This window comes from Psychrobacillus syltrankelensis (genome assembly GCF_055454035.1).
The window spans coordinates 3,430,420-3,451,631 of sequence record NZ_CM144227.1; the positions used below are offsets into that span (position 1 = coordinate 3,430,420).

General features: G+C 35.2%; 22 protein-coding genes and 1 riboswitch. Of the genes, 13 read left to right on the top strand and 9 right to left on the bottom strand.

What is annotated here, in order from left to right; translation table 11 throughout:
• Positions 1 to 644 precede the first annotated feature (644 nt).
• Positions 645 to 1,427, bottom strand: a complete 783-nt coding sequence (locus tag ACTSKG_RS16785; RefSeq protein WP_464755689.1) for an HAD family hydrolase — start codon at positions 1,425 to 1,427, stop codon at positions 645 to 647.
• 682 nt (positions 1,428 to 2,109) lie between these two features.
• Here ACTSKG_RS16785 and ACTSKG_RS16790 point away from each other — a divergent pair.
• From ACTSKG_RS16790 to ACTSKG_RS16810, 5 genes are all read left to right on the top strand, one after another.
• Positions 2,110 to 2,691 (top strand): VanZ family protein, encoded by a 582-nt coding sequence (locus ACTSKG_RS16790; RefSeq protein WP_464755690.1) that lies wholly within the window; start codon positions 2,110 to 2,112, stop codon positions 2,689 to 2,691.
• A gap of 54 nt (positions 2,692 to 2,745) precedes the next feature.
• Positions 2,746 to 2,898, top strand: coding sequence for a Fur-regulated basic protein FbpA (locus tag ACTSKG_RS16795; RefSeq protein ID WP_464755691.1), 153 nt, complete (start codon positions 2,746 to 2,748; stop codon positions 2,896 to 2,898).
• A 249-nt stretch (positions 2,899 to 3,147) separates the two neighbouring features.
• Positions 3,148 to 4,299: a DEAD/DEAH box helicase gene (locus ACTSKG_RS16800; protein ID WP_464755692.1), complete on the top strand. Its 1,152-nt coding sequence runs from the start codon at positions 3,148 to 3,150 to the stop codon at positions 4,297 to 4,299.
• 3 nt (positions 4,300 to 4,302) lie between these two features.
• Positions 4,303 to 5,532, top strand: coding sequence for an aminopeptidase (locus tag ACTSKG_RS16805; RefSeq protein ID WP_464755693.1), 1,230 nt, complete (start codon positions 4,303 to 4,305; stop codon positions 5,530 to 5,532).
• 13 nt (positions 5,533 to 5,545) lie between these two features.
• The gene (locus ACTSKG_RS16810) at positions 5,546 to 6,415 is read left to right on the top strand and encodes an SGNH/GDSL hydrolase family protein (protein ID WP_464755694.1); all 870 of its coding nucleotides are present in this window, start codon (positions 5,546 to 5,548) and stop codon (positions 6,413 to 6,415) included.
• A gap of 36 nt (positions 6,416 to 6,451) precedes the next feature.
• Here the strand turns inward: ACTSKG_RS16810 and ACTSKG_RS16815 are convergent, their stop codons facing one another.
• From ACTSKG_RS16815 to ACTSKG_RS16825, 3 genes are all read right to left on the bottom strand, one after another.
• Positions 6,452 to 6,550: a hypothetical protein gene (locus ACTSKG_RS16815; protein ID WP_464755695.1), complete on the bottom strand. Its 99-nt coding sequence runs from the start codon at positions 6,548 to 6,550 to the stop codon at positions 6,452 to 6,454.
• 63 nt (positions 6,551 to 6,613) lie between these two features.
• A complete protein-coding gene (locus ACTSKG_RS16820; protein WP_464755696.1) occupies positions 6,614 to 6,946 on the bottom strand; it encodes a magnetosome magnetite crystal formation protein family in 333 nt (110 codons plus the stop codon).
• A gap of 198 nt (positions 6,947 to 7,144) precedes the next feature.
• Complete coding sequence (locus ACTSKG_RS16825; RefSeq protein WP_464755697.1) at positions 7,145 to 8,212, bottom strand: M20 family metallopeptidase; 1,068 nt, start codon at positions 8,210 to 8,212, stop codon at positions 7,145 to 7,147.
• A 106-nt stretch (positions 8,213 to 8,318) separates the two neighbouring features.
• A riboswitch (TPP riboswitch) is annotated at positions 8,319 to 8,410 on the top strand.
• A 62-nt stretch (positions 8,411 to 8,472) separates the two neighbouring features.
• Here ACTSKG_RS16825 and thiT point away from each other — a divergent pair.
• Together thiT and map are read left to right on the top strand one after the other, a co-directional pair.
• A complete protein-coding gene (gene thiT / locus ACTSKG_RS16830) occupies positions 8,473 to 9,054 on the top strand; it encodes an energy-coupled thiamine transporter ThiT (RefSeq protein ID WP_464755698.1) in 582 nt (193 codons plus the stop codon).
• Positions 9,055 to 9,100: 46 nt separating this feature from the next.
• Complete coding sequence (gene map, locus ACTSKG_RS16835) at positions 9,101 to 9,850, top strand: type I methionyl aminopeptidase (RefSeq protein WP_464755699.1); 750 nt, start codon at positions 9,101 to 9,103, stop codon at positions 9,848 to 9,850.
• A gap of 587 nt (positions 9,851 to 10,437) precedes the next feature.
• Here map and ACTSKG_RS16840 read toward each other — a convergent pair.
• The gene (locus ACTSKG_RS16840) at positions 10,438 to 11,166 is read right to left on the bottom strand and encodes a TspO/MBR family protein (protein WP_464755700.1); all 729 of its coding nucleotides are present in this window, start codon (positions 11,164 to 11,166) and stop codon (positions 10,438 to 10,440) included.
• Between the two features lie 152 nt (positions 11,167 to 11,318).
• Between ACTSKG_RS16840 and ACTSKG_RS16845 the strand changes: the two genes are divergently transcribed.
• Together ACTSKG_RS16845 and ACTSKG_RS16850 are read left to right on the top strand one after the other, a co-directional pair.
• On the top strand, positions 11,319 to 13,121 hold the full coding sequence (locus ACTSKG_RS16845; RefSeq protein ID WP_464755701.1) for a M3 family oligoendopeptidase: 1,803 nt from the start codon (positions 11,319 to 11,321) through the stop codon (positions 13,119 to 13,121).
• Between the two features lie 6 nt (positions 13,122 to 13,127).
• On the top strand, positions 13,128 to 13,676 hold the full coding sequence (locus ACTSKG_RS16850) for a GNAT family N-acetyltransferase (RefSeq protein WP_464755702.1): 549 nt from the start codon (positions 13,128 to 13,130) through the stop codon (positions 13,674 to 13,676).
• Positions 13,677 to 13,765: 89 nt separating this feature from the next.
• Here the strand turns inward: ACTSKG_RS16850 and ACTSKG_RS16855 are convergent, their stop codons facing one another.
• From ACTSKG_RS16855 to ACTSKG_RS16870, 4 genes are all read right to left on the bottom strand, one after another.
• Positions 13,766 to 14,338 carry a beta-class carbonic anhydrase gene (locus ACTSKG_RS16855; protein ID WP_464755703.1) on the bottom strand — a complete coding sequence of 191 codons (573 nt, stop codon included), beginning with the start codon at positions 14,336 to 14,338 and terminating at the stop codon, positions 13,766 to 13,768.
• Positions 14,339 to 14,410: 72 nt separating this feature from the next.
• Complete coding sequence (gene mreBH / locus ACTSKG_RS16860) at positions 14,411 to 15,418, bottom strand: rod-share determining protein MreBH (protein WP_464755704.1); 1,008 nt, start codon at positions 15,416 to 15,418, stop codon at positions 14,411 to 14,413.
• Positions 15,419 to 15,864: 446 nt separating this feature from the next.
• A complete protein-coding gene (locus ACTSKG_RS16865) occupies positions 15,865 to 15,999 on the bottom strand; it encodes a hypothetical protein (RefSeq protein ID WP_464755705.1) in 135 nt (44 codons plus the stop codon).
• A 92-nt stretch (positions 16,000 to 16,091) separates the two neighbouring features.
• Complete coding sequence (locus ACTSKG_RS16870) at positions 16,092 to 17,324, bottom strand: aminopeptidase (RefSeq protein ID WP_464755706.1); 1,233 nt, start codon at positions 17,322 to 17,324, stop codon at positions 16,092 to 16,094.
• 190 nt (positions 17,325 to 17,514) lie between these two features.
• Here ACTSKG_RS16870 and motA point away from each other — a divergent pair, with 190 nt between their 5' ends.
• The 4 genes from motA to ACTSKG_RS16890 all read left to right on the top strand — a co-directional run bounded on the left by motA (position 17,515) and on the right by ACTSKG_RS16890 (position 21,187).
• Positions 17,515 to 18,318 carry a flagellar motor stator protein MotA gene (motA, locus tag ACTSKG_RS16875; RefSeq protein WP_464755707.1) on the top strand — a complete coding sequence of 268 codons (804 nt, stop codon included), beginning with the start codon at positions 17,515 to 17,517 and terminating at the stop codon, positions 18,316 to 18,318.
• Positions 18,302 to 19,072: a flagellar motor protein MotB gene (gene motB / locus ACTSKG_RS16880; RefSeq protein WP_464755708.1), complete on the top strand. Its 771-nt coding sequence runs from the start codon at positions 18,302 to 18,304 to the stop codon at positions 19,070 to 19,072. The genes motA and motB overlap by 17 nt, the downstream gene beginning before the upstream one ends.
• A gap of 106 nt (positions 19,073 to 19,178) precedes the next feature.
• Positions 19,179 to 20,279: a carbohydrate kinase gene (locus ACTSKG_RS16885; RefSeq protein WP_464755709.1), complete on the top strand. Its 1,101-nt coding sequence runs from the start codon at positions 19,179 to 19,181 to the stop codon at positions 20,277 to 20,279.
• Positions 20,276 to 21,187 (top strand): pseudouridine-5'-phosphate glycosidase, encoded by a 912-nt coding sequence (locus ACTSKG_RS16890; RefSeq protein ID WP_464755710.1) that lies wholly within the window; start codon positions 20,276 to 20,278, stop codon positions 21,185 to 21,187. Before ACTSKG_RS16885 ends, ACTSKG_RS16890 begins: the two co-directional genes overlap by 4 nt.
• The last annotated feature ends 25 nt before the right edge of the window (positions 21,188 to 21,212 follow it).

Here is a 21,212-nt window from a genome sequence, read left to right on the forward strand (position 1 = left end):
GTCGAAAGCGCCAAGCTCCTGCTCCAAAGCACCTATCGACAGCATATAAGCACCTAAATGTGTAGCAAGAGCACCTAAAGTGGAGCTATAAGCACCTAAGTTTGTCGAAAGCGCATAGCTCCTGCTCCAAAGCACCTATCGACAGCATATAAGCACCTAAATGTGTAGCAAGAGCACCTAAAGTGGAGCTATAAGCACCTAAGTGTGTCGAGAGCGCATTGCAACTACTCAAAAGCACCTATCGACAGCATATAAGCACCTAAATGTGTAGCAAGAGCACCTAAAGTGGAGCTATAAGCACCTAAGTTTGTCGAAAGCGCATAGCTCCTGCTCAAAAGCACCTATCGACAGCATATAAGCACCTAAATGTGTTGCAAGAGCACCTAAAGAGGAGCTATAAGCACCTACGTGTGTCGAGAGCACCTAGCTCAAGCTCCAAAGCACCTACCGACAGCGTATAAGCACCTAAAAGTGTTGCAAGAGCACCTAAAGAGGAGATATAAGCACCTACGTGTGTCGAAAGCGTATAGTTCTGCTCCAAAGCGCCTACCGACGTATACACAATTAATCTTAGTAGATTCCGACGCTCACCAAAAAAAGAGCGAGCACCTAGTCAATTAGTAGACTGGTGCTCGCTTTTTGTTCTATTCAAGGATGGAAATTAGCTCACGCAAGTTCTTTATTGTATAAGTAGGTTTTATTTCTTCACTTACTTCTTTATTTTCGCGGTTTATCCATACAGACTTCATTCCAACCTTGGAGGAACCGAGAATATCGGTCATTAAATTATCTCCTACCATTAAAGCTTCTTCTTTATTAACTCCAGCAATTTCTAATGCATGCTCAAAAATAGAAGGATCTGGTTTTCCTTTTCCAAAGGCGCCGGAAATAATAATACGATCGAAGTAAGGAGCTATCTCTGGTGTTATTTTTAACTTAGTGTTTTGAAGACTAGGCGAGCCATTCGTTATTAAGAAAAGTATATACTTCCCTTTTAGTAAATTTAATACTTCAAAAGTTTCCTCATAAACAAAGGGACTTTCTTTTCGCATTTTCGGAAAGTATGTCGATAGTTCTTCTCCAAGAGCTGTATCGTCTATGCCGAGGTATTGTAATCCTTTTATCCATGATTCTCGTTGATAATTAGGTGCAATTGCTTTCATCTTTTGGAACTCTTCGCTAGGGTCATCGAACGTTCCCCATAGTCCTTCAAAAGGATTTATTCCAATCATTTGAGTAAATGGGCGTGTTTCATATGTATCATATAATTTACTTGCTTCATAACGAACGGATGACTCTAAAGCTTTCGGGTCAAAATCTACTTTCGTTGTTGCATATGCACAAGTTTTTTGAAATGCAGTTTCTACACTTTTTTTATCCCATAATAATGTATCATCTAAATCAAAAAAAATAGCCTTCATTTTCATATGCTCCCTTCACTAACTTACATATTACTTTACCGCAGTGAAGGAAGACTGTCACTAGAGTAAATATGTCTCAGACAAAAAAAATTTAACCATTTTTTGAAAAGTGTTTAGCTTCATACATATCAATCTTTTTCGAAAATTAGAAATAGATTTTGGAAGACTGACATGTGTTCCAGAATAAGAAAGTATACAGATAATTGCCCTGTAAAAATAGTATTCATACTGGGATTTCCGCTTCAGATGGACGCTATCCGCAGGGGGAGCGATGAACCATCACCGCCGCTTAAGCGTTTGTAGTGATGGTTCATCTGTCTCACAGAGGAACAAAGGCTAAGAGCGCCACATCGTGTGGCAACGCCTTCGTGACCAACATCCTGTTGGCCTCCGACTGGACTCGTCATCTTTCACTACAATCCATTAAGTGAGTAGTACCAAAACAGGAGATGCCATTGTTAAGAAAGCACTCTAGAAACAGTGAAGACAAGATGCTCTTAAAGTGCGCTTACGCTTTTGTATAAAAACATGGTTTCCCTTCATATTGTTTCTATTATATAGTTGATTAGTAAAGAATAAATATAGAACAGGTAAGAAAAGATTTTTTATATAGACTTAATTAGAAGATAAATGGTAGGAAACTTTTTGACACTAAAATGCGTTATATATTGTAATGGGAGTGAAGCAAATGAACGTAATAGAAAACTATTTAGACGATATGTTTTTTTTCGTTTGTATAGCACTTCCGTTCGTTTTTATTTGGCGTTTCCTTAGGTGGCGAAAAAGAGGATTTGATTTAAAGGAAAGTTTGCATGAGTTAGGAATACTTCTGCTTGTTTTAGTACTCATTGGGGTATTTTCGCAAACTATCATTCCTAGAAATGGCTTAATTCGACCTACAATATCAAACGTAAATTTCGAGTTATTTCGAGTTTTTAGGGAAACGTTTAATGCCATTAGATATCTTGGGTTTTGGCAACCATTTTATATTAACTTTCTCGGTAACATTATTCTGTTTATTCCTATCGGTTTTCTTTTCCCACTTCTTTCTAAAAGAATGGAACATTTTCCTTATCCAGTGATTGTAGGATTATGTATTTCACTCTTTATCGAAATAACGCAACTACCTCAAAATAGAAGTAGTGATGTAGATGATTTATGGCTTAATACACTCGGTGCTTTAATCGGTTATTTGATCTATTTGTTAATAAAAAAAAGGTTCCCAAAACTTACTGAAGCTTTTAAGCGATTAAAGGAAAGAAGTTTATAATTCAGGTCGTTGGGTAAATAATAGATGGATATAAAATGCAAGGAGAGTACAGATATGATAATACCTAAAGAATCAAAAATTGAAGAAAAACGAGACAGTATGATAGAAGACCTTGTAAACAAAGGCGTATTTAAAATCGACGGAAAGCAGTTATATGAACTTAATCTTTATGAATTAACAAAAGAATATATAATAGAAGAAAGTTAAATTTACTTAAATATCATACCCTTTTAGACGGTAGGCAGACTCGAAATAGTTTGCTTACTGTCTTTTTATATAAAGAAAGAAAAATGGAATTTGGAAAAAATAATCGCTTACTAGAAACCTTTTCGTTTACTAAAAGTATCTATTATTAAAGGCACTTTTTTTCGTATATCCACTCTGATCTTTTTAGCTAAATACCGATAATAAAAATGTGGTACACTTGATTCAAACACAGATGAGGTGGAGAACAATTTGACTTTTTTAGAAAATTTAAATGAAACATTACAAGAAAAATGGGCAAAAACAAACTTTGCATTTGAAATGCCTATCCAATCGCAATTGATACCACATATGCTTGATGGTTCAGATATAGTAGCGGAATCTCCGACGGGTACTGGAAAAACGTTAGCATACGTCCTACCGTTATTACAAAAGGTAGATCCTTCAAAGAAACAAATCCAAGCATTAGTCATTGTCCCTTCTCAAGAATTAGGTATGCAGATTGTAGAAGTTTTCCGTGAATGGACAGCAGGGACTGATATTTCCGTTGCACAATTAATCGGTGGAGCAAATATTCAAAGACAAATTGAAACCTTAAAAAAGAAACCAACAATAATAGTAGGAACACCAGGAAGATTACAAGAACTAGTGAAAGTTAAGAAATTAAAAATGCATGAAATCAAAACAATCGTATTAGATGAAGGCGATCAATTATTAAGTCGAGAGCATCGGACAACCGTAAAGGGATTAATAGATGCAACTCTTGAAAGACAACTTGTTGTTGTTTCAGCTACAATAACGGACGAAATTGAGTTAGTTGCAGAAAGAATGATGAATAATCCAGTACGCATTCAAGTGTCTGCTGAAGAAATCCCTTCAAAAGGTGAAGTCGTTCATAGTTTTGTGAAGACAGAAACACGTGATAAAACTGAGTTATTAAGAAGACTATCTCATTTAGAAGGAATGAAGGGTCTTGCATTTGTAAATAGTATAGATCAACTATTGATGAAGGATGCGAAACTTACTTACCGTGATGCACCGATAGTATCCCTACATTCAGAAATGAAAAAAGAAGAACGTAAAAAAGCATTGGATGACTTTAAAAATGGGAAAGTAAGTATACTAATTGCTACGGATGTTGCGGCAAGAGGATTAGATATTTCGGGCTTAACTCATGTTATACATGTGGATGTACCACATTCAATTGAACAATATTTACATCGTTCAGGACGTACTGGCCGCGCAGGAAAAGATGGAGAAGTATTAACTTTATTAACGTATGCAGATGAAAAAACGTATAAAAAATGGACAAAAGAGCTTCCAAGTAAACCTGTACAGAAAATTTGGCATCGTGGTGAGTTTATTGAAGGTTCATCGAAAACGATTGAGAAGAGAGGAAGATAATAAATGAACTTCCAACAAAAACTAGAAGAATATGCAGAACTAGTAGTAAAAGTTGGCTTAAATATTCAAAAAAATCAACCCCTACTGATTAATACAACGACAGAAACTATAGATTTCACAAGACTTATTGTAAAAAAAGCGTATGAAGCTGGCGCAAAAAGAGTAGATGTAAACTATACAGACGAAGTAAATGCAAGAGCTTTTTACGATTTAGCCCCTGACGAGGCATTTCATGAATTTCCGAAATGGGCTGCTATGCAAAGAGATGAATTAATCGAAAATAAAGGTGCATTACTATGGATAGATGCAGATAATCCAGATCTACTCGAAGGTGTATCCATTGACCGAATTACAAATTTCCACAAAGCAAGTGGTAAAGCATTGGAAAATTACAGAAAAGCAGTGATGAATGACGTTATTACTTGGTCTATTGTCGCAATGCCTTCCCCAAAATGGGCAGCAAAAGTATTCCCTCATTTAGAAGGAGAATATCAAATGCAAGCGCTATGGGATCTTATTTTCCAAGTAGTACGAATAGGTGAAGGAACTGCTGTTCAAAAATGGACAGATCATATCACCCATTTAGAAAGCCGTGCAGCCTTATTAAACGAAAAACGATTTAAAAAGTTGCACTACAAATCCGATGGTACAGATATTCAAGTGGAACTTCCAAAAGGACATATATGGCTTTCAGGTGCAAGTAAAAATGGGCAAAGTGTCCCTTTTATTGCAAATATGCCTACCGAAGAAGTATATACGGCGCCACTTAAAACTGGTGTAAACGGATATGTAAAAAATACAAAACCATTAGTGTATCAAGGAAATGTTATTGATAATTTCACTTTAACATTTGAAAATGGGGCTATTACAAAAGTACACGCGGATACTGGAGAAGAGTTATTGCTAGAATTAACACAAACAGATGAAGGTGCAAAGTATTTAGGGGAAATAGCTTTAGTTCCTCATGAATCACCTATTTCAGCATCAAACGTATTGTTTTTCAACACTCTTTTTGATGAAAATGCCTCCAATCATTTTGCAATTGGAGAGGCATATCCAACCTGTGTGGAAGGGGCACGTGGTCTAAGTAAATCAGAACTTGAAAATTTAGGTCTTAATACTTCAATTGTGCATGAGGATTTTATGATCGGTAGTGCACATATGGATATAATAGGAGAGTTAGAAGACGGAACAATGGAAGCAATTTTCCAAAAAGGAACTTGGGCTTTTTAAGGAGTCGATTCAAATGAAAAAATGGATTGCTGCACTTATATTACTTTTCTTCCCTTTTACAACACTTACGAGTGAAGCTAAAGGGGGAGAAGTTTATATTGCTTTAGGGGATTCTTTAGCTGCAGGGCAAACACCAAATAGAGCAATTGACTCTGGATATACGGATTTAATAGCACAAGAGTTGACTCGAGCTCATCAACTTTCCTATTACTCAAAAGCGCTTGCTTTTCCTGGTTTTACGACTGCAGACGTATTAAAAACAGTCCGTACGAAAGAAGCGAAGGAATTACTTAAAAATGCAACAGTTGTTACCATTTCAGCAGGAGCAAATGATTTGCTTAGACTTGTGCAAGTAAATCCTGCTAAAGGGTCCATTTCATTTCAGCAAGTTCAAGTAAACTTCGCATTAAATAATGTACGGAAAAATATGGATGAAGTTATACAAGAAGTTCAAGCAATTACACCAACAGCAAATATTTATATCATGGGATATTATTTTCCTTATCCACACGTGCGTGACTCTCAAAAAGAAGGTATAAAAAAACAACTAAATACAATGAATACTATTTTAAAAACAGAAGCGGAAGCAAATGGAGCAACATATGTTGCTGTAGAAGAAGCATTCAAGGGTAATGAAAAAGAATTGTTACCCAACCCTGCAGATGTGCATCCTACAATGGAAGGATATCGACTAATGGCAAATGCTTTTTTTAAACAGTACAATGGGCGATTACAAGTAAATTCAAATGAATTACCAGCTCCGAACCCACTCACTTTTGAACAAATTCTCAACGGGCAAAAAGAATTCCCAAAATCACCTGTTTCAAAAATTCAAGGTTTCGATCAATATTTATCTTTGACAAAGTTAAAACTCTATATATAACAAAATCTGTTCCCAAACTACAATGGGAACAGATTTTTATTTTACTGTTTTTCTTGATTTCATTATTTTCCGTACGATTGGATATACTATTGGCGCCCATTTTATTGCAGTTTTAACGATGTTTTTTACTCTCATATTATCGCTCCTAATAGATTTTAACTGTATTATTCAATTCCCTTTAATGCAGTAATATAAACATCATCTTAATACTTTGACCCCTTGGACAATATTCCAAACTAGAATAATGATATAAATAATTAAATATAAGAATACTAGTAATAAGGGCGCTGAACTCATAAAGATGGAAGGTTGACTGAATGAACTATAAGACATAGAAAACACACTGGAATAGACAACGATAAATAGAATAATCATAAAAATAAAGGGAATTAAATGAGAAATAAGTGAACGTTTAGCGTGTTGTTTCACTTTTGAATCTTGAGAAACAAAAAAAACAATAATCGGAAGTATTAAGGGAGCAAATAACACACTAAAGTAGGATAATGCTGATAAAAGTTTTTTATTTTCCATTGAAGTTTTCTCCTTTCTGATTCTTTTAATTAGTTTCAGGTAAATAAAAAAAGTCTCGATTTTGGGTGAATTGTTCTCGAGGTGTCATAAAGTGTAAAGAAATGGACCAGGTTAAGCAACTTTTAATTTCTCAGAAGCGTCGTCTCGACCCTTCTGAGAACTATTAAGTAGAAAGCGGACGCTTTTCTTATTTTCACTTCAATCAATAATAAAAGAGACTAAAATATTTTTATATTTTTCTACGGATGAAATAGAGACATATTCTTTTTCACCATGCCAATCCGCTCCAGAGGGGCCGAACTCAATGGCTCCGGCTCCATTTTTTGCATAGAAACGAGTATCCGCGGAACCATGTTGGCCAAATAGGTTGGTAATAGAATTTGTCATGTTGGATGTAACTTGTTGAAGCTTAAGCACATATAAATTGCTTTCTTCTGTAGTCACTGCTGGCTCGCAAGCATGTACAATTACTTCACTTCCTGGAAAATCCATGTGAGCAGCATTCTTAATCGATGCTAATATTTCTTGATCGTTTTGTCCTGGAACATAACGAATATCATAGCTCATGACACATTTATCCGGAACAACATTATATCTGTCTCCTGCATGTATTTTTGCCAAATTTATAGATGGATAATCATAGAACTTATTACTTGCTGATAAAAAGGACAGTTTTCGCATTTCTTTGTCAAAAGCAAATGCTTGTTCAATCGCATTTACGCCTTCCCAAGGGCGACTTCCATGACTGGATTTACCCTTTAATTTAACATCTAATTGGATAATTCCCTTTGCTTGGAGACCAATATGTAAATGAGTAGGCTCTCCGCAAATGATGAAATCCCCGTTAAATCCTTGATCTACTAAATATTTGGAAGTATCTCCGTCTGTTTCTTCGTCAGTAACAATATGAAGTTGTATTCTTTTTGTTAATTTTTGAGGAGTTAATGAAAGTTCGTAGAAAGCTTGCATCATAGCAGCGACTCCTGCCTTCATATCGGCTGATCCTCGTCCATATAAACGGTCGCCTTCTACTAATGGATTAAATTGTTCAGCATTTCCAGGAACAACATCGACATGACCGTTCCATATAATACATTCTTCACCAATACCTATTTCTGCAACAAGCATGAGCTTAGAATTATTTTCATAAACAGTTGTAGCAATTCCTCGAGCTTCAAACCAATTTCTACAAAATAATAATGCAGCATTTGCTCCTTCTACATCATCACTTTTTATGCGAATCAAATCTTTCAATAACTCTATCATAATCGTTGGCTCCTTTTCGTATAATATTTCTATTAGTATAACAATGATAAACATGGGGTTGCATTACTTATTTTATTGGGCTACAATAAACACGAACTAAATAATTCATAACCACAAGGGGCGTCGCTTACGCGGCTGAGATAGTACCCTTCGAACCTGTAAGTTAATGCTTGCGTAGGGATGTGGATGGAAACTGACAATCGCGCGATGTCTGGGTCTATCCCAGGGTCGTTTTTTTTGTGGTCAAAAAGGAGATTACAATGAGAAATCAACGTGTATTGTTATTAATAGAAATCGCTATTTTTGCAGCCTTAGGGTATGTATTAGATATGATAGGGTTTGGTATGCCACAAGGTGGTTCCGTTACTTTCGTGCTTGTTCCAGTTATTCTAATTGCTTTTCGTAGAGGTGTTGTTGCTGGTCTTATAACAGGATTTTTAATTGGGTTATTGCAGGTAGCAACAGGTCGTTTTTATGCAGTACCATTATCTTTTGGATATGTATTTTTGCAAGTATCAATCGATTATTTTATCGCGTTTATGGTAGCCGGATTCGCTGGTTTCTTTAGACCAGCATTTATGAAAGCACTTGAAAATAAAGATACGAAAAAAATGGCGATCGCAGTAATTTTAGGAGCATTCGTTGCTGCATTTCTTCGTTATTTAGCACATGTCACTTCTGGAATAGTATTTTTCGGTGAATATGCTGGCGATCAAAACGTAATTTTGTATTCATTAATCTATAATGCTACTTATATGATTCCAGTATTTTTATTCGCAGCATTCATTTGTACCATCTTATTCGTAAAAGCGCCACGCCTTCTACTGCCGAATAAAGTTTAAATATGATATGATTATTGTACATTCAAATGAGAAGGGATCTTTTAAGATGATTGTACAAACAAACGAAGAGTTAGAAGCGTTAAAAAAAATTGGTCTAATTGTTGCGGAAGTTAGAGATGTAATGAGAGCAGCAACAAAGCCGGGAGTAACAACGAAAGAAATAGATGAAATCGGTGGAAAGCTATTTGAACAATATGGTGCTATTTCAGGACCAATGGGGGAATATAATTTTCCGGGTTACACATGTATAAGTGTAAACGAAGAAGTGGCACATGGTATACCCGGATCTCGTGTCATTAAAGAAGGCGATATCGTGAATATCGATGTCTCCGGTTCATATGATGGATATTTTGCAGATACAGGTATTTCATTTGTCGTTGGTGATGGGTATGAAGAAAAAGAAAAACTATGCGCAGTGGCCGAAAATGCATTTAATCGTGCTATGCTAAAAGTGAAAGCTGGATCTCGTTTGAACCAAATCGGTAAAGCCGTAGCTAGGGAAGCAAAAGAAAATGGTTTGCATGTTATTATGAACTTAACTGGGCATGGTATTGGTAAATCTCTGCATGAAGCTCCTCAGCATGTGTTAAATTATTATGATGCATGGGACCCAACGATTTTAAAAGAAGGTATGGTTCTTGCTGTAGAGCCGTTTATCTCTCAAAAAGCAGAACATGTTGTAGAATCAAGTGATGGTTGGACTTTTGTAACACCAGATAAATCGTTAGTCGCTCAAATTGAACATACGATTGTAGTTACGAAAGAAGGACCACTTTTATTGACGAAAATTGATTAAAAAATGCTACATCTGTTGATAACCACTTTCTTACAAAATATACTTGTTAGTATAGCGTAAAAGTATCCATTTGAATTTTACGTTTTCGGTTCACTTTGGACGAAATGATTACCACATTATAACTGTCGAATAGGGATGGGTGGAAGTGATGCAGTCACTTCTACCCATCCCATTTTTCGATAATCTTGTTGTGGATATTTGTCCGTCGCTCCCCAAAAGCGCTTAAGAGAAAAATGCTTTTTAAGAGAATGATAGAATAACTGCCGTTCTACTGAAGTCCTTTCCTTGCTTATTTTGCTAAGAGATACTAGTCATATGGAGATGCTATGTAAGAAAGTGACACTTGCTATAAAATCTAAAAGGCGGAAATACCATAGAGAAGGGCTGAGCAGCCAAAATAGCATCTTTGGCTGCTTATTGTATGAATAGGAAAGTGGATATTCTTTAATTCACAAAGCTTTGGCACTTGGTTTAATTGTGCTTGCGGTGAGGTGCGATAAAGTCGAGTCCTTCCGCATTCATCTCGATGATGTTGTAGTGATTGGATAATTTTGATTAACAACTTATATGAAAAAATGCCTTGGAAATTATGATTTCCGAGGCACTTTTTTTATGAAGAAAATCCCTACTATTAGCACACAACTTAAAAACATAGAAGCAGCTGTTATTAATAATTCATCCAACAAATGGTGAACAGCTATACCGATAAATGACCAAATAAAGACAAGGACGATAACAGGGTCATTATAATGGAAACGTATATGCATAGCAATTGCGGTAGCTATTGTTAAAAAAATTACTATCCACAATGATTTTGTGATACCCCATCCACTAAATTCAATGAAAGTAAGATAGTAATCAATATTTATAAATGTAGCAACGAGCATCCATCCTAGATAAACAGATATAGGAATTCTCGTCATCCAAGATTGTTCCATTGTGGAATAAGTCATAAATAGTAAGAATAAAATCCCTATCAAAGCAAACATATCAATTAATGAAAGTGAAAATAATCCATAATGCCAAAAAAAGATCCAAAGTATATTGAGGATCGAACTACATACGAATAATATTACTCGTTTCCAAGATATAGTTACCCCGCTCTTATATTCTTTAATAATATTCCATATCCAACATGCTAATAAAAAATAAATGGCAAACCAAATAAGAAAAACGTAGCTTGCAGGAGTAAATAAAGCAGGTAACCAATTTGATATTTCTCTAGTTGTATGATGATTTATTGATAGCGTACTTGCGAGTACACTTACCGCAACTGTAGAGATCCAGCTTATAATCAAAAGGATTATTTTAATCATATGCATCCCTCCTATCCTTCTAGTATACCTTTCAAATATTCTAACAAACAACTGATTTGTGAATGTTTCATGGCAAAAGCGGAATAATCCAATTATGGAAAACATGGTATAATATAATTCGAACTAGTATGAATTTTTAAGGGGGAAAAAGAATGACAGAAAAATTGTATCCAATTACTTGGGATCTTGATTCGTTTTTTGAAGGTGGAAGTGTATCAAAAGATTTAAGGATTCATTTAGACGAAGTTAAAGAAAAACAGAAGTTATTTGAAGAGAAATTGAAAGGTTTTTCAACTCCTACTTCAAGTAAAGATGCACAAGAATTAGAAAAAATTATAAACGAACTAAAAGATATTGCAGTTAATTTATCGGAAGCAGGAGCAGTAATTGGTTGCTTCCTAGCACAAGACACAACTGATAAAAATGCAGCACTTTTAGAAGGAGAAATTGGAAGTATATATGCTAAGTTTTCTTCTTTAATGCTAGTTATCCAGCAAGGATTAAGTAAAACAGATGAATCTGTTTGGAAGGAACTATTGCAATCACCGGAACTATCTGACTTTTCTTTTGTTCTAAATGAGTGGAGAGATGAAGCAAAGAAAATGCTCACTGAAAAAGAAGAAGACATGATTACAATTCTTGGGGTGGATGGTTATCATGCTTGGGGTCAACTTTATGATTTATTAGTAGGAGACATTCGAGTAAAAGTAAAAGTAGATGGCGAGGAAAAAGAACTTTCCGTTGGACAAGCAAATAATTTAAGTTCACACGAAAATGCTTCCACTCGAAAAGAAGCTTTTGAAGCACTCGAAACTGCTTGGACTGAAAAAGAAGAGTTTTTTGCAAAAACATTAAATCACATAGCTGGTTTCCGACTTGCTGTATATGAAAAAAGAGGCTGGGAGTCTGTATTAGAAGAACCCCTTAATATTAATCGAATGAAACAAGAAACACTTGATGCTATGTGGGGAGCAATTTCTAAAAATAAAGCTCCTTTTGTAGAATATTTAAACGTAAAGTCGACGATGCTAAAGGAAAAAGGAATGCATTGGTATGATTTAGATGCACCTGTAAGTGCTTCTACAGAAAAAATGGATTACCAACAAGGTGCCGAGTTTATTCTGAAACATTTTAAAGAATTTGGACCTAAATTAGAAGCTTTCACAAGAAACGCTTTTGAAAAAGGCTGGATTGAAGCAGAAGATCGCCCGAACAAGCGTCCAGGAGGATTTTGTACAGGAATGCCAGTTTCAGAGGAATCTCGAATTTTCATGACTTATAGCGGAACAATGTCGAATGTCTCGACTTTAGCGCATGAATTAGGACATGCATTTCATTCATATGCTTTAAGACCAGTACATTGGATAAATCGTCAATACGCAATGGGAGTTGCGGAAACAGCTTCTACATTTGCGGAAATGATTGTTGCGGATGCAGCTGTTAAAGAAGCAAAGACAGATGATGAAAAAATCGCACTGCTAGAAGATAAAATTCAACGAAGTGTTGCGTTCTTTATGAACATTCATGCTCGTTTCTTATTTGAAACAAGATTTTATGAGGAACGCAAAAAAGGAATCGTTTCTGCAACAAAATTGAATGAGTTAATGGAAACAGCTCAAAAAGAAGCATATGGAGATGCACTTGAAACGACACATCCACATTTCTGGGCATCAAAGCTTCATTTTTATATTACAGAAGTACCATTTTATAACTTCCCATACACGTTTGGTTATTTGTTCTCGCTAAGCATATATGCAAAAGCAATTAATGAGGGGGCAAATTTCGAGGAGAAATACATTGCTTTACTTCAAGATACTGCAGTGATGTCGGTAGAAGATTTAGCAATGAAGCATCTCGGGGAAGATATTACAAAGGAGGCATTTTGGATAAAAGGCATTAACCTTTGCATTCAAGATGTAAACGAGTTTATACAATTAACTAATGCAAAAGGATGACGATGCTTGATTTATTTAGAAGGAGATACATGTTATATACGGACATTAAGTGTTAAAGACGCACCAAGTCTAGCAGATTTAGTTTATAAAAACAAAAGATATTGGTCCATTTTTGAACCATTACATCGAGACGATTATTATACCACTTCTGTGCAAAGAGAAAAAATTCGTGAGTCTCTATTATTGATGAATGAAAAGAGAGAATTTAGTTTCGGTGTGTTTACGCATGGTACTGATCAAATGATTGGTAGTATTTCTCTGTATAGTTTAAAAAGGATGCCTTTTTCAAGTGGTCTCATCGGTTATTCTATAGATGAACAATTTATAGGAAAAGGTATTGCTTCGGAAGCAGTCCATCTTGTAAAGCTATTCGGATTTGAACACGTCCAGTTAAATCGAATTGAGGCGTTTGTATCTCCAAAAAATCTTGGATCTATAAAAGTATTAGAGAACAATGCATTCCAACGGGAGGGCTTACTTCAAAGCCTTCTATATATAAATGGTAAGTGGGAAGATCATTATATTTATGCTTCTATTAATGACGAACACAGTTGACGGGGAGTTTAATGAAATATGTGTAAATAAAAAATTGGTTATTCATTAAGGTGAATAACCAATTTTTTTGTCGATTTCCTGGGAAATAATTATTTATTTGAATGAAGTGCACCGTCTACAACCAAATCTAATCTTCCTGTTTTTGGATCAATAATGAGGCCATGGACAGGAACATCTTTAATCATTAATGGATGATTTCTAATCATTTCGACGCTATGTAGAACACTTTCTTGCACATCTGAAAAGCCTTCTAACCATTTTTCAACTTCTACTCCGGAGTTTTCTAATATATCAAAAATGCGTGGATCGATACCTCTAGAAGTCATTTTCTCAATAATTTTGTCGGTATGGATAGAACTCATACCGCAATCATGATGACCTATCACATATATTTCATCCGCTTGTAGTTCATAAACTGCTACGATTAAACTACGCATAATTCCACCGAAAGGATGATTAATAACCGCTCCTGCACTCTTTACTATTTTGACATCCCCATTTTTAAAGTTCATAGACTTAGGTAACAATTCAATAAGTCGAGTATCCATGCATGTTAAAATAACCACTCGCTTATCAGGAAACTTCGTTGTTAAAAATGGTTCATATAGTTTATTCTCTACAAAATATTCATTGTACTTTAACACTTCACGTAAATTAGGCATATTTTTCCCCCTCTATAATCTTTATATATATTTTATATGAAAAAAGGGTAAATTTCCTCTAATTTGTTTTAATCATTTAGCCACTTTTTGTTTCCTTTCAGAAACAAAGAAGGATTTACCTGTACCAATAGCCACTGATTGAAGAGGTTCAGGAGCAATATGAACTGGTACTTCAATGACGCTTGAAAGCCATTCTTTAATATCTTTTAGAAGTGCCCCTCCACCAGTTAACACAACTCCATGGTCTACGATATCACCAGCAAGTTCAGGTGGACATATTTCAAGAGTTGCACGGATTGCTTCTAAGATGATTTCAAGAGACTCAGCCAATACACCCTGTATTTGAGTAGATGACAGATGAATTATTTTAGGTAATCCTGTAACAACATCTCTTCCTCGTACATCCATTTGTTCTACTGTATGGGGTATTAAGGCATGACCAATAGTTTTCTTAATCTCTTCTGCTGTAGGTTCTCCAATTAAAACATTATATTCTTTTCGGATAAAGTGAATAATTGATTCATCCATTTTATCTCCTGCAGCCTTAACAGTGTTAGAAGCAACAACGCCTCCGAATGAGATAATTCCAACTTCTGTAGTACCTCCACCAATATCAACGATCATACTTGCAACTGGTTCATTTACAGGTAGACCAGAGCCAATCGCTGCTGCAACCGGTTCTTCCATAAGTTGAACTTCTTTAGCACCACTTTGTCTAACTGCATCTTGAATTGCTCTTCGTTCGACGGAAGTAGCACCTGATGGAGTACAAACTATAACTGATGGCTTTCTCAATGAAGTTCCCAGTTTCTTGCTTGCATTCTGCATAATAAGTTTTAATAATTGGGTAGTAATATCAAAATCAGCAATGACACCGTCTTTTAACGGACGAATAACTTCTATAGAAACCGGTGTCTTTCCAATCATTTCTTTTGCTTTATGTCCAAATGCAATTATATCTCTCGTTTTTGTGTCGACTGCCACTACAGTAGGTTCATCTATAATTACGCCTTTACTTTTCGTATATACTAATGTATTTGCTGTTCCTAAATCTATTCCAATATGGGCATTTGAAAACATATATATTCCTCCTTCAATCATACTTAATAAGTATAAATGATAAAAAGAGGTTTGCCATGTGTAACATTATGGAAGTTTACAAATGTTTCAATGTTTAATAGGTCAATGTATTTAGGGTATTGTAGCAATATAATCTAATAGTCTGTATTGGTCATTATATTGACATAGAACTGTCTTTAAAATGAAAAGAAAAAGATAAATAAAAAATATCAAATTAGAGAAAAATTAGTAGTCACACTAATAAGAAGCGCTGAGCAAACGAAATTGTATCTTCCTCGCTAAAGATTTCATTAGTCGAACCTTAAAAACTATGACACAACACAATTCAATTGGCGATGGACAAATATTTGCCACAAGTCGACCAAATTCCTCCAGTAGATAGATTAAGTTGTCTAATCAATCTCTAAAAATAAAAAAACAACCGCAATTTCTGCGGTTGTTTTGAATTATTTGGAAGGTTTTGAATCTACTAAAATTGAATCATGTGAGTTCATAGCTTTTGCGAAGTAGTGCATAATTGTATAACCTACAATACCTGTAACTGCTGCAAAACCAAGAACTGTAACTGTGAATAAGCCCATTATTAAACACCTCACTAGTCATGTTACTATTATTATAGCTTAAAACTATTTAAAAGGTAAGTAGTATTTTATAGAAATCTACATAATAATAGTTAGAATGCCCAGTTACCTTTGCGGAAGATAGGCTCGATAGTTCCATCTTCTCTTACTCCATCAATATCCATTTTATCAGACCCAATCATAAAATCCACATGAGTAATACTCTCATTAAGTCCATTCTCAGCAAGTTCTTCACGACTCATCTTTTTGCCGCCTTTTAGACAAAATGCATATGCGCTACCAATTGCTAAGTGATTCGAAGCATTTTCATCGAATAGAGTATTGTAGAATAATAAATTAGAATTAGAGATTGGTGAATCATGTGGAACAAGAGCAACTTCACCTAAATAGTGAGAACCTTCATCTGTTGCGACAAGATCTTCAAGCACTTTCTGACCTTGTTCAGCTTCTACTTTTACTATACGACCTTTTTCAAAAGAAACAGTGAAATTATCGATAATATTACCACCGTAACTTAATGGTTTTGAACTAGCAACGTAACCGTCTACACCAGTTTTCAAAGGGACTGTGAAAACTTCCTCGGTTGGCATATTCGCCATGAAGTCTTCTCCTTTTTCGTTTACACTGCTCGCACCACACCATAAATGTCCTTCTGGTAGTTCAATTGTTAAATCAGTTCCTGGAGCTGTATAGTGCAATTTTTTATAGTTTTTATCATTTAAATAATCTACTTTATCGTGAAGTACTTTATCGTGTTCTTTCCAAGCTGAAACTGGATCTTCTAAATCGGCGCGTACCGCTTTGAAGATAGCATCCCAAAGTGCAGAAACTTGTTCTTCTTCCGCAATATTCGGAAATACCTTTTTAGCCCATTCTTTAGAAGGAGAAGCAATTACTGTCCAGCTAATTTTGTCAGATTGCACAAATTGGCGATATTTACTTAATGCAGTCCCAGCTGCTTTTTGGAATGCTGCAATTTTACTAGTATCCACACCTTTTAAAAGATCAGGACTTTGACTCATAATGCTCATAAATGCAGCACCTTGTTCAGCTAGTAATTCCTTTTCTTGGACTTTCCAAGATGGGAAGAATTCAAATGATTCTTTTGGAGCCAAATCATAACGTAAGCGTGTAATTTCATCATCTGAAAAGTCTACAAAAACTTGATTGGCACCTACCTCATAGGCTCTTTTTGTTATTAATCGAACAAGTTCAACACTATCAATAGAAGAAGCGATAAATAAATTTTGTCCAGGCTGAATATTAACCCCAACTTCTACAGCGAGTGCAGCGTACTTTTTAAGTGTTTCATTAAATAATGACATATTCATACTCCCTTTCTATGCTTATCTTAATAATATCAGTTTTCAGTCTAATGTAACAATACATATTAGAGGTAAAAAGTCGTATATTGTTCATAAATGATGAAATTATATTACAGGAAAATAAGTTTATTATTAAAAAAAGTACAAAATAGCCGAAATAATGAGAGAAATAGAATTTGGGGGTTAATGAATGGATATATCTACAGTTGTTGGTCTTATCATTGGTTTTGTTGCATTGTTAGTTGGAATGTATTTAAAAGGAGTTAGTCCAGATAGTTTATTAGTTCCAGCAGCTATCTTAATTATTATCTTTGGAACAATTGCAGCTGTAGTAATTGCTTTTCCGATGAATGAATTGAAAAGAGTACCCAAGTTATTTGGAGTAATATTCAAAGATAAAAAACTTGCAGATGATAGAGAAGTTATAAAAATGTTTTCTAGTTGGGCAGATTTAGCGCGTAGAGAGGGATTATTAGCATTAGAAAGTAAGATTTCTGATGTAGAGGATCCATTTTTGAAAAATGGACTAACACTAGCAATAGATGGACAAAATGCGGATTATATTCGTGATGTATTGTCTGAAGAAATCGATTCTTTAGAAGAAAGACATATTGGTGGAGCTTTAATATTTACACAAGCAGGTACATATGCTCCTACACTTGGAGTACTTGGAGCAGTAGTTGGACTGATTGCAGCTTTGAAAAACTTAAATGACATAGATGTATTAGGACATGCTATTTCAGCAGCCTTTGTCGCAACATTATTAGGGATTTTCACTGGATACATTATTTGGCACCCGTTTGCAAATAAACTAAAGCGAAAGTCTAAGCAAGAGGTTCGCCAAAAAATGATGATGTTGGAAGGGATTCTTTCCGTATTAGAAGGAGATGCCCCTCGTGTTATTGAACAAAAACTAGCTTCATACCTGTCTATGTCCGACCGCAAAAAAATAATGAACGAAAGCGGGGACGGAGACCTTGGCAAAGAAGCGTAAAAAGCATAGGGAAGAAGAACATATTGATGAATCATGGCTTATTCCATACGCAGATATATTGACATTATTGTTAGCTCTTTTTATCGTATTGTTTTCAATGAGTACTGTGGATCAACAGAAGCTCGAACAAATGGCTCAAGTTTTTAATCAAATCTTTGATGGTGGAACAAATTTTATGGATAATCCCTCTCCAATTGATGTACCGATAACACCAAATAATACAAATGAAACAGAAGAGCAAAGTTCTGCTTATATTGAAGACCAGAAAGCACTATCTGAGATAAAAGCTAGTGTCGATGAATATATTGCAGTTAATGCATTAGAAAAACAGTTCGTAACCAAATTAACGGATGAAGGATTGCTTGTTACAATCCGTGAAAATATTTTGTTTGATATGGGAAAAGCAGAAGTAAAATCAGAATATCGTCAAATTGCGGAAGACATATCCGATCTTTTAGTATTTGATCCTCCAAGAAATGTTGTAATAACTGGCCATACTGATAATATTCCGATTTCAAGCAGTGTGTTTTCTTCTAACTGGGAACTAAGTGTAATGCGTTCAGTGAACTTTCTTAAGATTTTAGTTAGTAAAGGAACAATTGACCCTCTTTATTTTAGTGCAAAAGGTTATGGTGAATTTAAACCAGTTGCTTCTAATGATACTGTAGAGGGGCGTTCTAAGAATCGACGTGTGGAAGTGTTAATACAACCACGTGTATTACAAGATGGTACTCTAAACGACGCTCCAAAATAAGAAAAACTGATAACAATTTTTAAATTGTTATCAGTTTTTCTTTTGACTTTTTCGAACAAAAGTTTATAATGAAAACAAAAGTTTATTTGAGAGGAGGTTCATTATTGTGCAACCAAAAGAAATACAAATATTACAGTACCTTCGAAAAAATCCATATGCATCTCAATTAGAGATAGCAAATAACCTTGAGATGTCAAGACCAGCAGTTGCAAATATTATTTCCCAATTAATTAGGATTGGTAAAATTACAGGTAGAGCATATATTCTCCCTGAAGCCAATGAGGTTATTTGTATCGGTGGTGCAAATTTAGATCGCAAATATTTAGTGAAAAATCAGTTACAAATGGGAACATCTAATCCAACTACGAGCATGCAAAGTGTTGGCGGAGTAGCTAGAAATATTGCCGAAAATTTAGGGCGACTTGGTCATAGTGTACGATTATTATCCGTAGTTGGGAATGATATTGAATATCAAATAATCGAAAAAGCATCCAGTCATTGGATGAACTTATTTTCTGTAGAAAAACTCGCTAATTATGCAACTGGAACGTATTCTGCCATTTTAGATAAGCAAGGTGAGATGCTTTTCGCACTAGCTAATATGGAAATATACGATCAACTTTCTGTTGAGTACATGAAAAAACAAGAATCTTATCTTACCAATGCTCAACTATTAATAGTGGACATGAACTGTCCTAAGGATGTAATTGAATATTTACAAACACTTGCTATTGGAAAAAATATCTCTCTAGCAATCATCCCTGTGTCCTCTCCTAAAATGGAAAGAATGCCGGATAACTTAAATGGTATTGAATGGATCATATTAAATCGTGACGAAGCAGAAACATATTTAAAAATGGAAATTAATGATGAAGGCACTTGGAGAGCAGCTTCAGAAGCACTTGTTCAAAAAGGCGTTAAACATGTTGTCGTTACAAATGGTAGTAAGGGAGTAATGTACTCAAGTGAAGAAGGTGAGTCTACACTAGTACCTGCTATTAATGTAGATCACGTAGTCGATGTGACTGGTGCTGGAGATGCTTTCGTCTCTGGAACACTTCATGCATGGTTGGAAGGAACAGATATGAATTTAGCAGTAAATGCAGGTATGATTAATGCAAATAAAACATTACAATCTGCAGAAACTGTTCGTAAAGAGCTTTCAAAAGTTACTTTAAATAATGAATTGGAGGAATATTTATCATGAGAGAATTTTTAACATTTTCAAAAGAAGTAGAAGAAGGAATGGCAGCAGGAAAAGCAATAGTAGCATTGGAATCAACAATAATTTCACATGGTATGCCTTATCCACAAAACGTTGAAATGGCAAGAAAAGTGGAACAGATTATTCGTGAAAATGGAGCAGTTCCAGCAACAATTGCCATCATGGATGGAAAGATTAAAATTGGTCTTTCAGAAGAAGAGCTTGAAACATTAGGTACAAGTAAAAATGCAAGAAAAACTTCTAGAAGAGATCTTCCTTATGTAGTTGCCTCTAAAGAAATCGGTGCAACTACAGTTGCCACAACGATGATTTGTGCAGAGCTAGCAGGTATTAAAATGTTCGTAACTGGTGGTATCGGTGGAGTGCATAGAGGTGCTGAAACGACAATGGATATTTCAGCGGACTTGGAAGAATTAGCTTCTACTAATGTAGCTGTAGTATGCGCTGGGGCAAAATCAATTTTGGATATTGGTCTAACACTTGAATATTTAGAAACAAAAGGTGTTCCAGTAGTAGGATACCAAACGGAAAAATTCCCAGCATTCTATACGGCAACTAGTGCATTTAATGCAAACTTCCGTCTGGATGAGCCACAAGAGGTTGCAGAAATGCTAAAAGTGAAATGGGATCTAGGTCTAAACGGTGGCGCAATTATTGCAAATCCAATTCCTGCAGAACATTCAATGGAAGAAGCATATATTAACGGAATTATTGAGAAAGCTTTAAATGAAGCAGAAGAAAACGGCATTAAAGGGAAAGATGTTACACCATTTTTACTTGGAAAAGTAAAAGAATTAACAGAAGGAAAAAGTTTAGAATCAAATATTGCATTAGTTTACAACAATGCAAAAGTTGGAGCTAAAATAGCTGTTGAACTAAATAAACTATAATAAAAAACTTCCCGAGAATTTTTCT

What these genes read in the sequence shown, in the direction of transcription:
- thiT (WP_464755698.1), top strand. Translation starts at nt 8,473, where the DNA reads ATGAGAAATCAACGTGTATTGTTATTAATAGAAATCGCTATTTTTGCA.
- ACTSKG_RS16795 (WP_464755691.1), top strand. Translation starts at nt 2,746, where the DNA reads ATGATAATACCTAAAGAATCAAAAATTGAAGAAAAACGAGACAGTATG.
- ACTSKG_RS16890 (WP_464755710.1), top strand. Translation starts at nt 20,276, where the DNA reads ATGAGAGAATTTTTAACATTTTCAAAAGAAGTAGAAGAAGGAATGGCA.
- ACTSKG_RS16790 (WP_464755690.1), top strand. Translation starts at nt 2,110, where the DNA reads ATGAACGTAATAGAAAACTATTTAGACGATATGTTTTTTTTCGTTTGT.
- ACTSKG_RS16845 (WP_464755701.1), top strand. Translation starts at nt 11,319, where the DNA reads ATGACAGAAAAATTGTATCCAATTACTTGGGATCTTGATTCGTTTTTT.
- ACTSKG_RS16840 (WP_464755700.1), bottom strand. Translation starts at nt 11,166, where the DNA reads ATGATTAAAATAATCCTTTTGATTATAAGCTGGATCTCTACAGTTGCG.
- motA (WP_464755707.1), top strand. Translation starts at nt 17,515, where the DNA reads ATGGATATATCTACAGTTGTTGGTCTTATCATTGGTTTTGTTGCATTG.
- ACTSKG_RS16810 (WP_464755694.1), top strand. Translation starts at nt 5,546, where the DNA reads ATGAAAAAATGGATTGCTGCACTTATATTACTTTTCTTCCCTTTTACA.
- ACTSKG_RS16815 (WP_464755695.1), bottom strand. Translation starts at nt 6,550, where the DNA reads ATGAGAGTAAAAAACATCGTTAAAACTGCAATAAAATGGGCGCCAATA.
- map (WP_464755699.1), top strand. Translation starts at nt 9,101, where the DNA reads ATGATTGTACAAACAAACGAAGAGTTAGAAGCGTTAAAAAAAATTGGT.
- mreBH (WP_464755704.1), bottom strand. Translation starts at nt 15,418, where the DNA reads ATGTTTTCAAATGCCCATATTGGAATAGATTTAGGAACAGCAAATACA.
- ACTSKG_RS16825 (WP_464755697.1), bottom strand. Translation starts at nt 8,212, where the DNA reads ATGATAGAGTTATTGAAAGATTTGATTCGCATAAAAAGTGATGATGTA.
- ACTSKG_RS16855 (WP_464755703.1), bottom strand. Translation starts at nt 14,338, where the DNA reads ATGCCTAATTTACGTGAAGTGTTAAAGTACAATGAATATTTTGTAGAG.
- ACTSKG_RS16820 (WP_464755696.1), bottom strand. Translation starts at nt 6,946, where the DNA reads ATGGAAAATAAAAAACTTTTATCAGCATTATCCTACTTTAGTGTGTTA.
- ACTSKG_RS16865 (WP_464755705.1), bottom strand. Translation starts at nt 15,999, where the DNA reads ATGGGCTTATTCACAGTTACAGTTCTTGGTTTTGCAGCAGTTACAGGT.
- ACTSKG_RS16785 (WP_464755689.1), bottom strand. Translation starts at nt 1,427, where the DNA reads ATGAAAATGAAGGCTATTTTTTTTGATTTAGATGATACATTATTATGG.
- ACTSKG_RS16805 (WP_464755693.1), top strand. Translation starts at nt 4,303, where the DNA reads ATGAACTTCCAACAAAAACTAGAAGAATATGCAGAACTAGTAGTAAAA.
- ACTSKG_RS16870 (WP_464755706.1), bottom strand. Translation starts at nt 17,324, where the DNA reads ATGTCATTATTTAATGAAACACTTAAAAAGTACGCTGCACTCGCTGTA.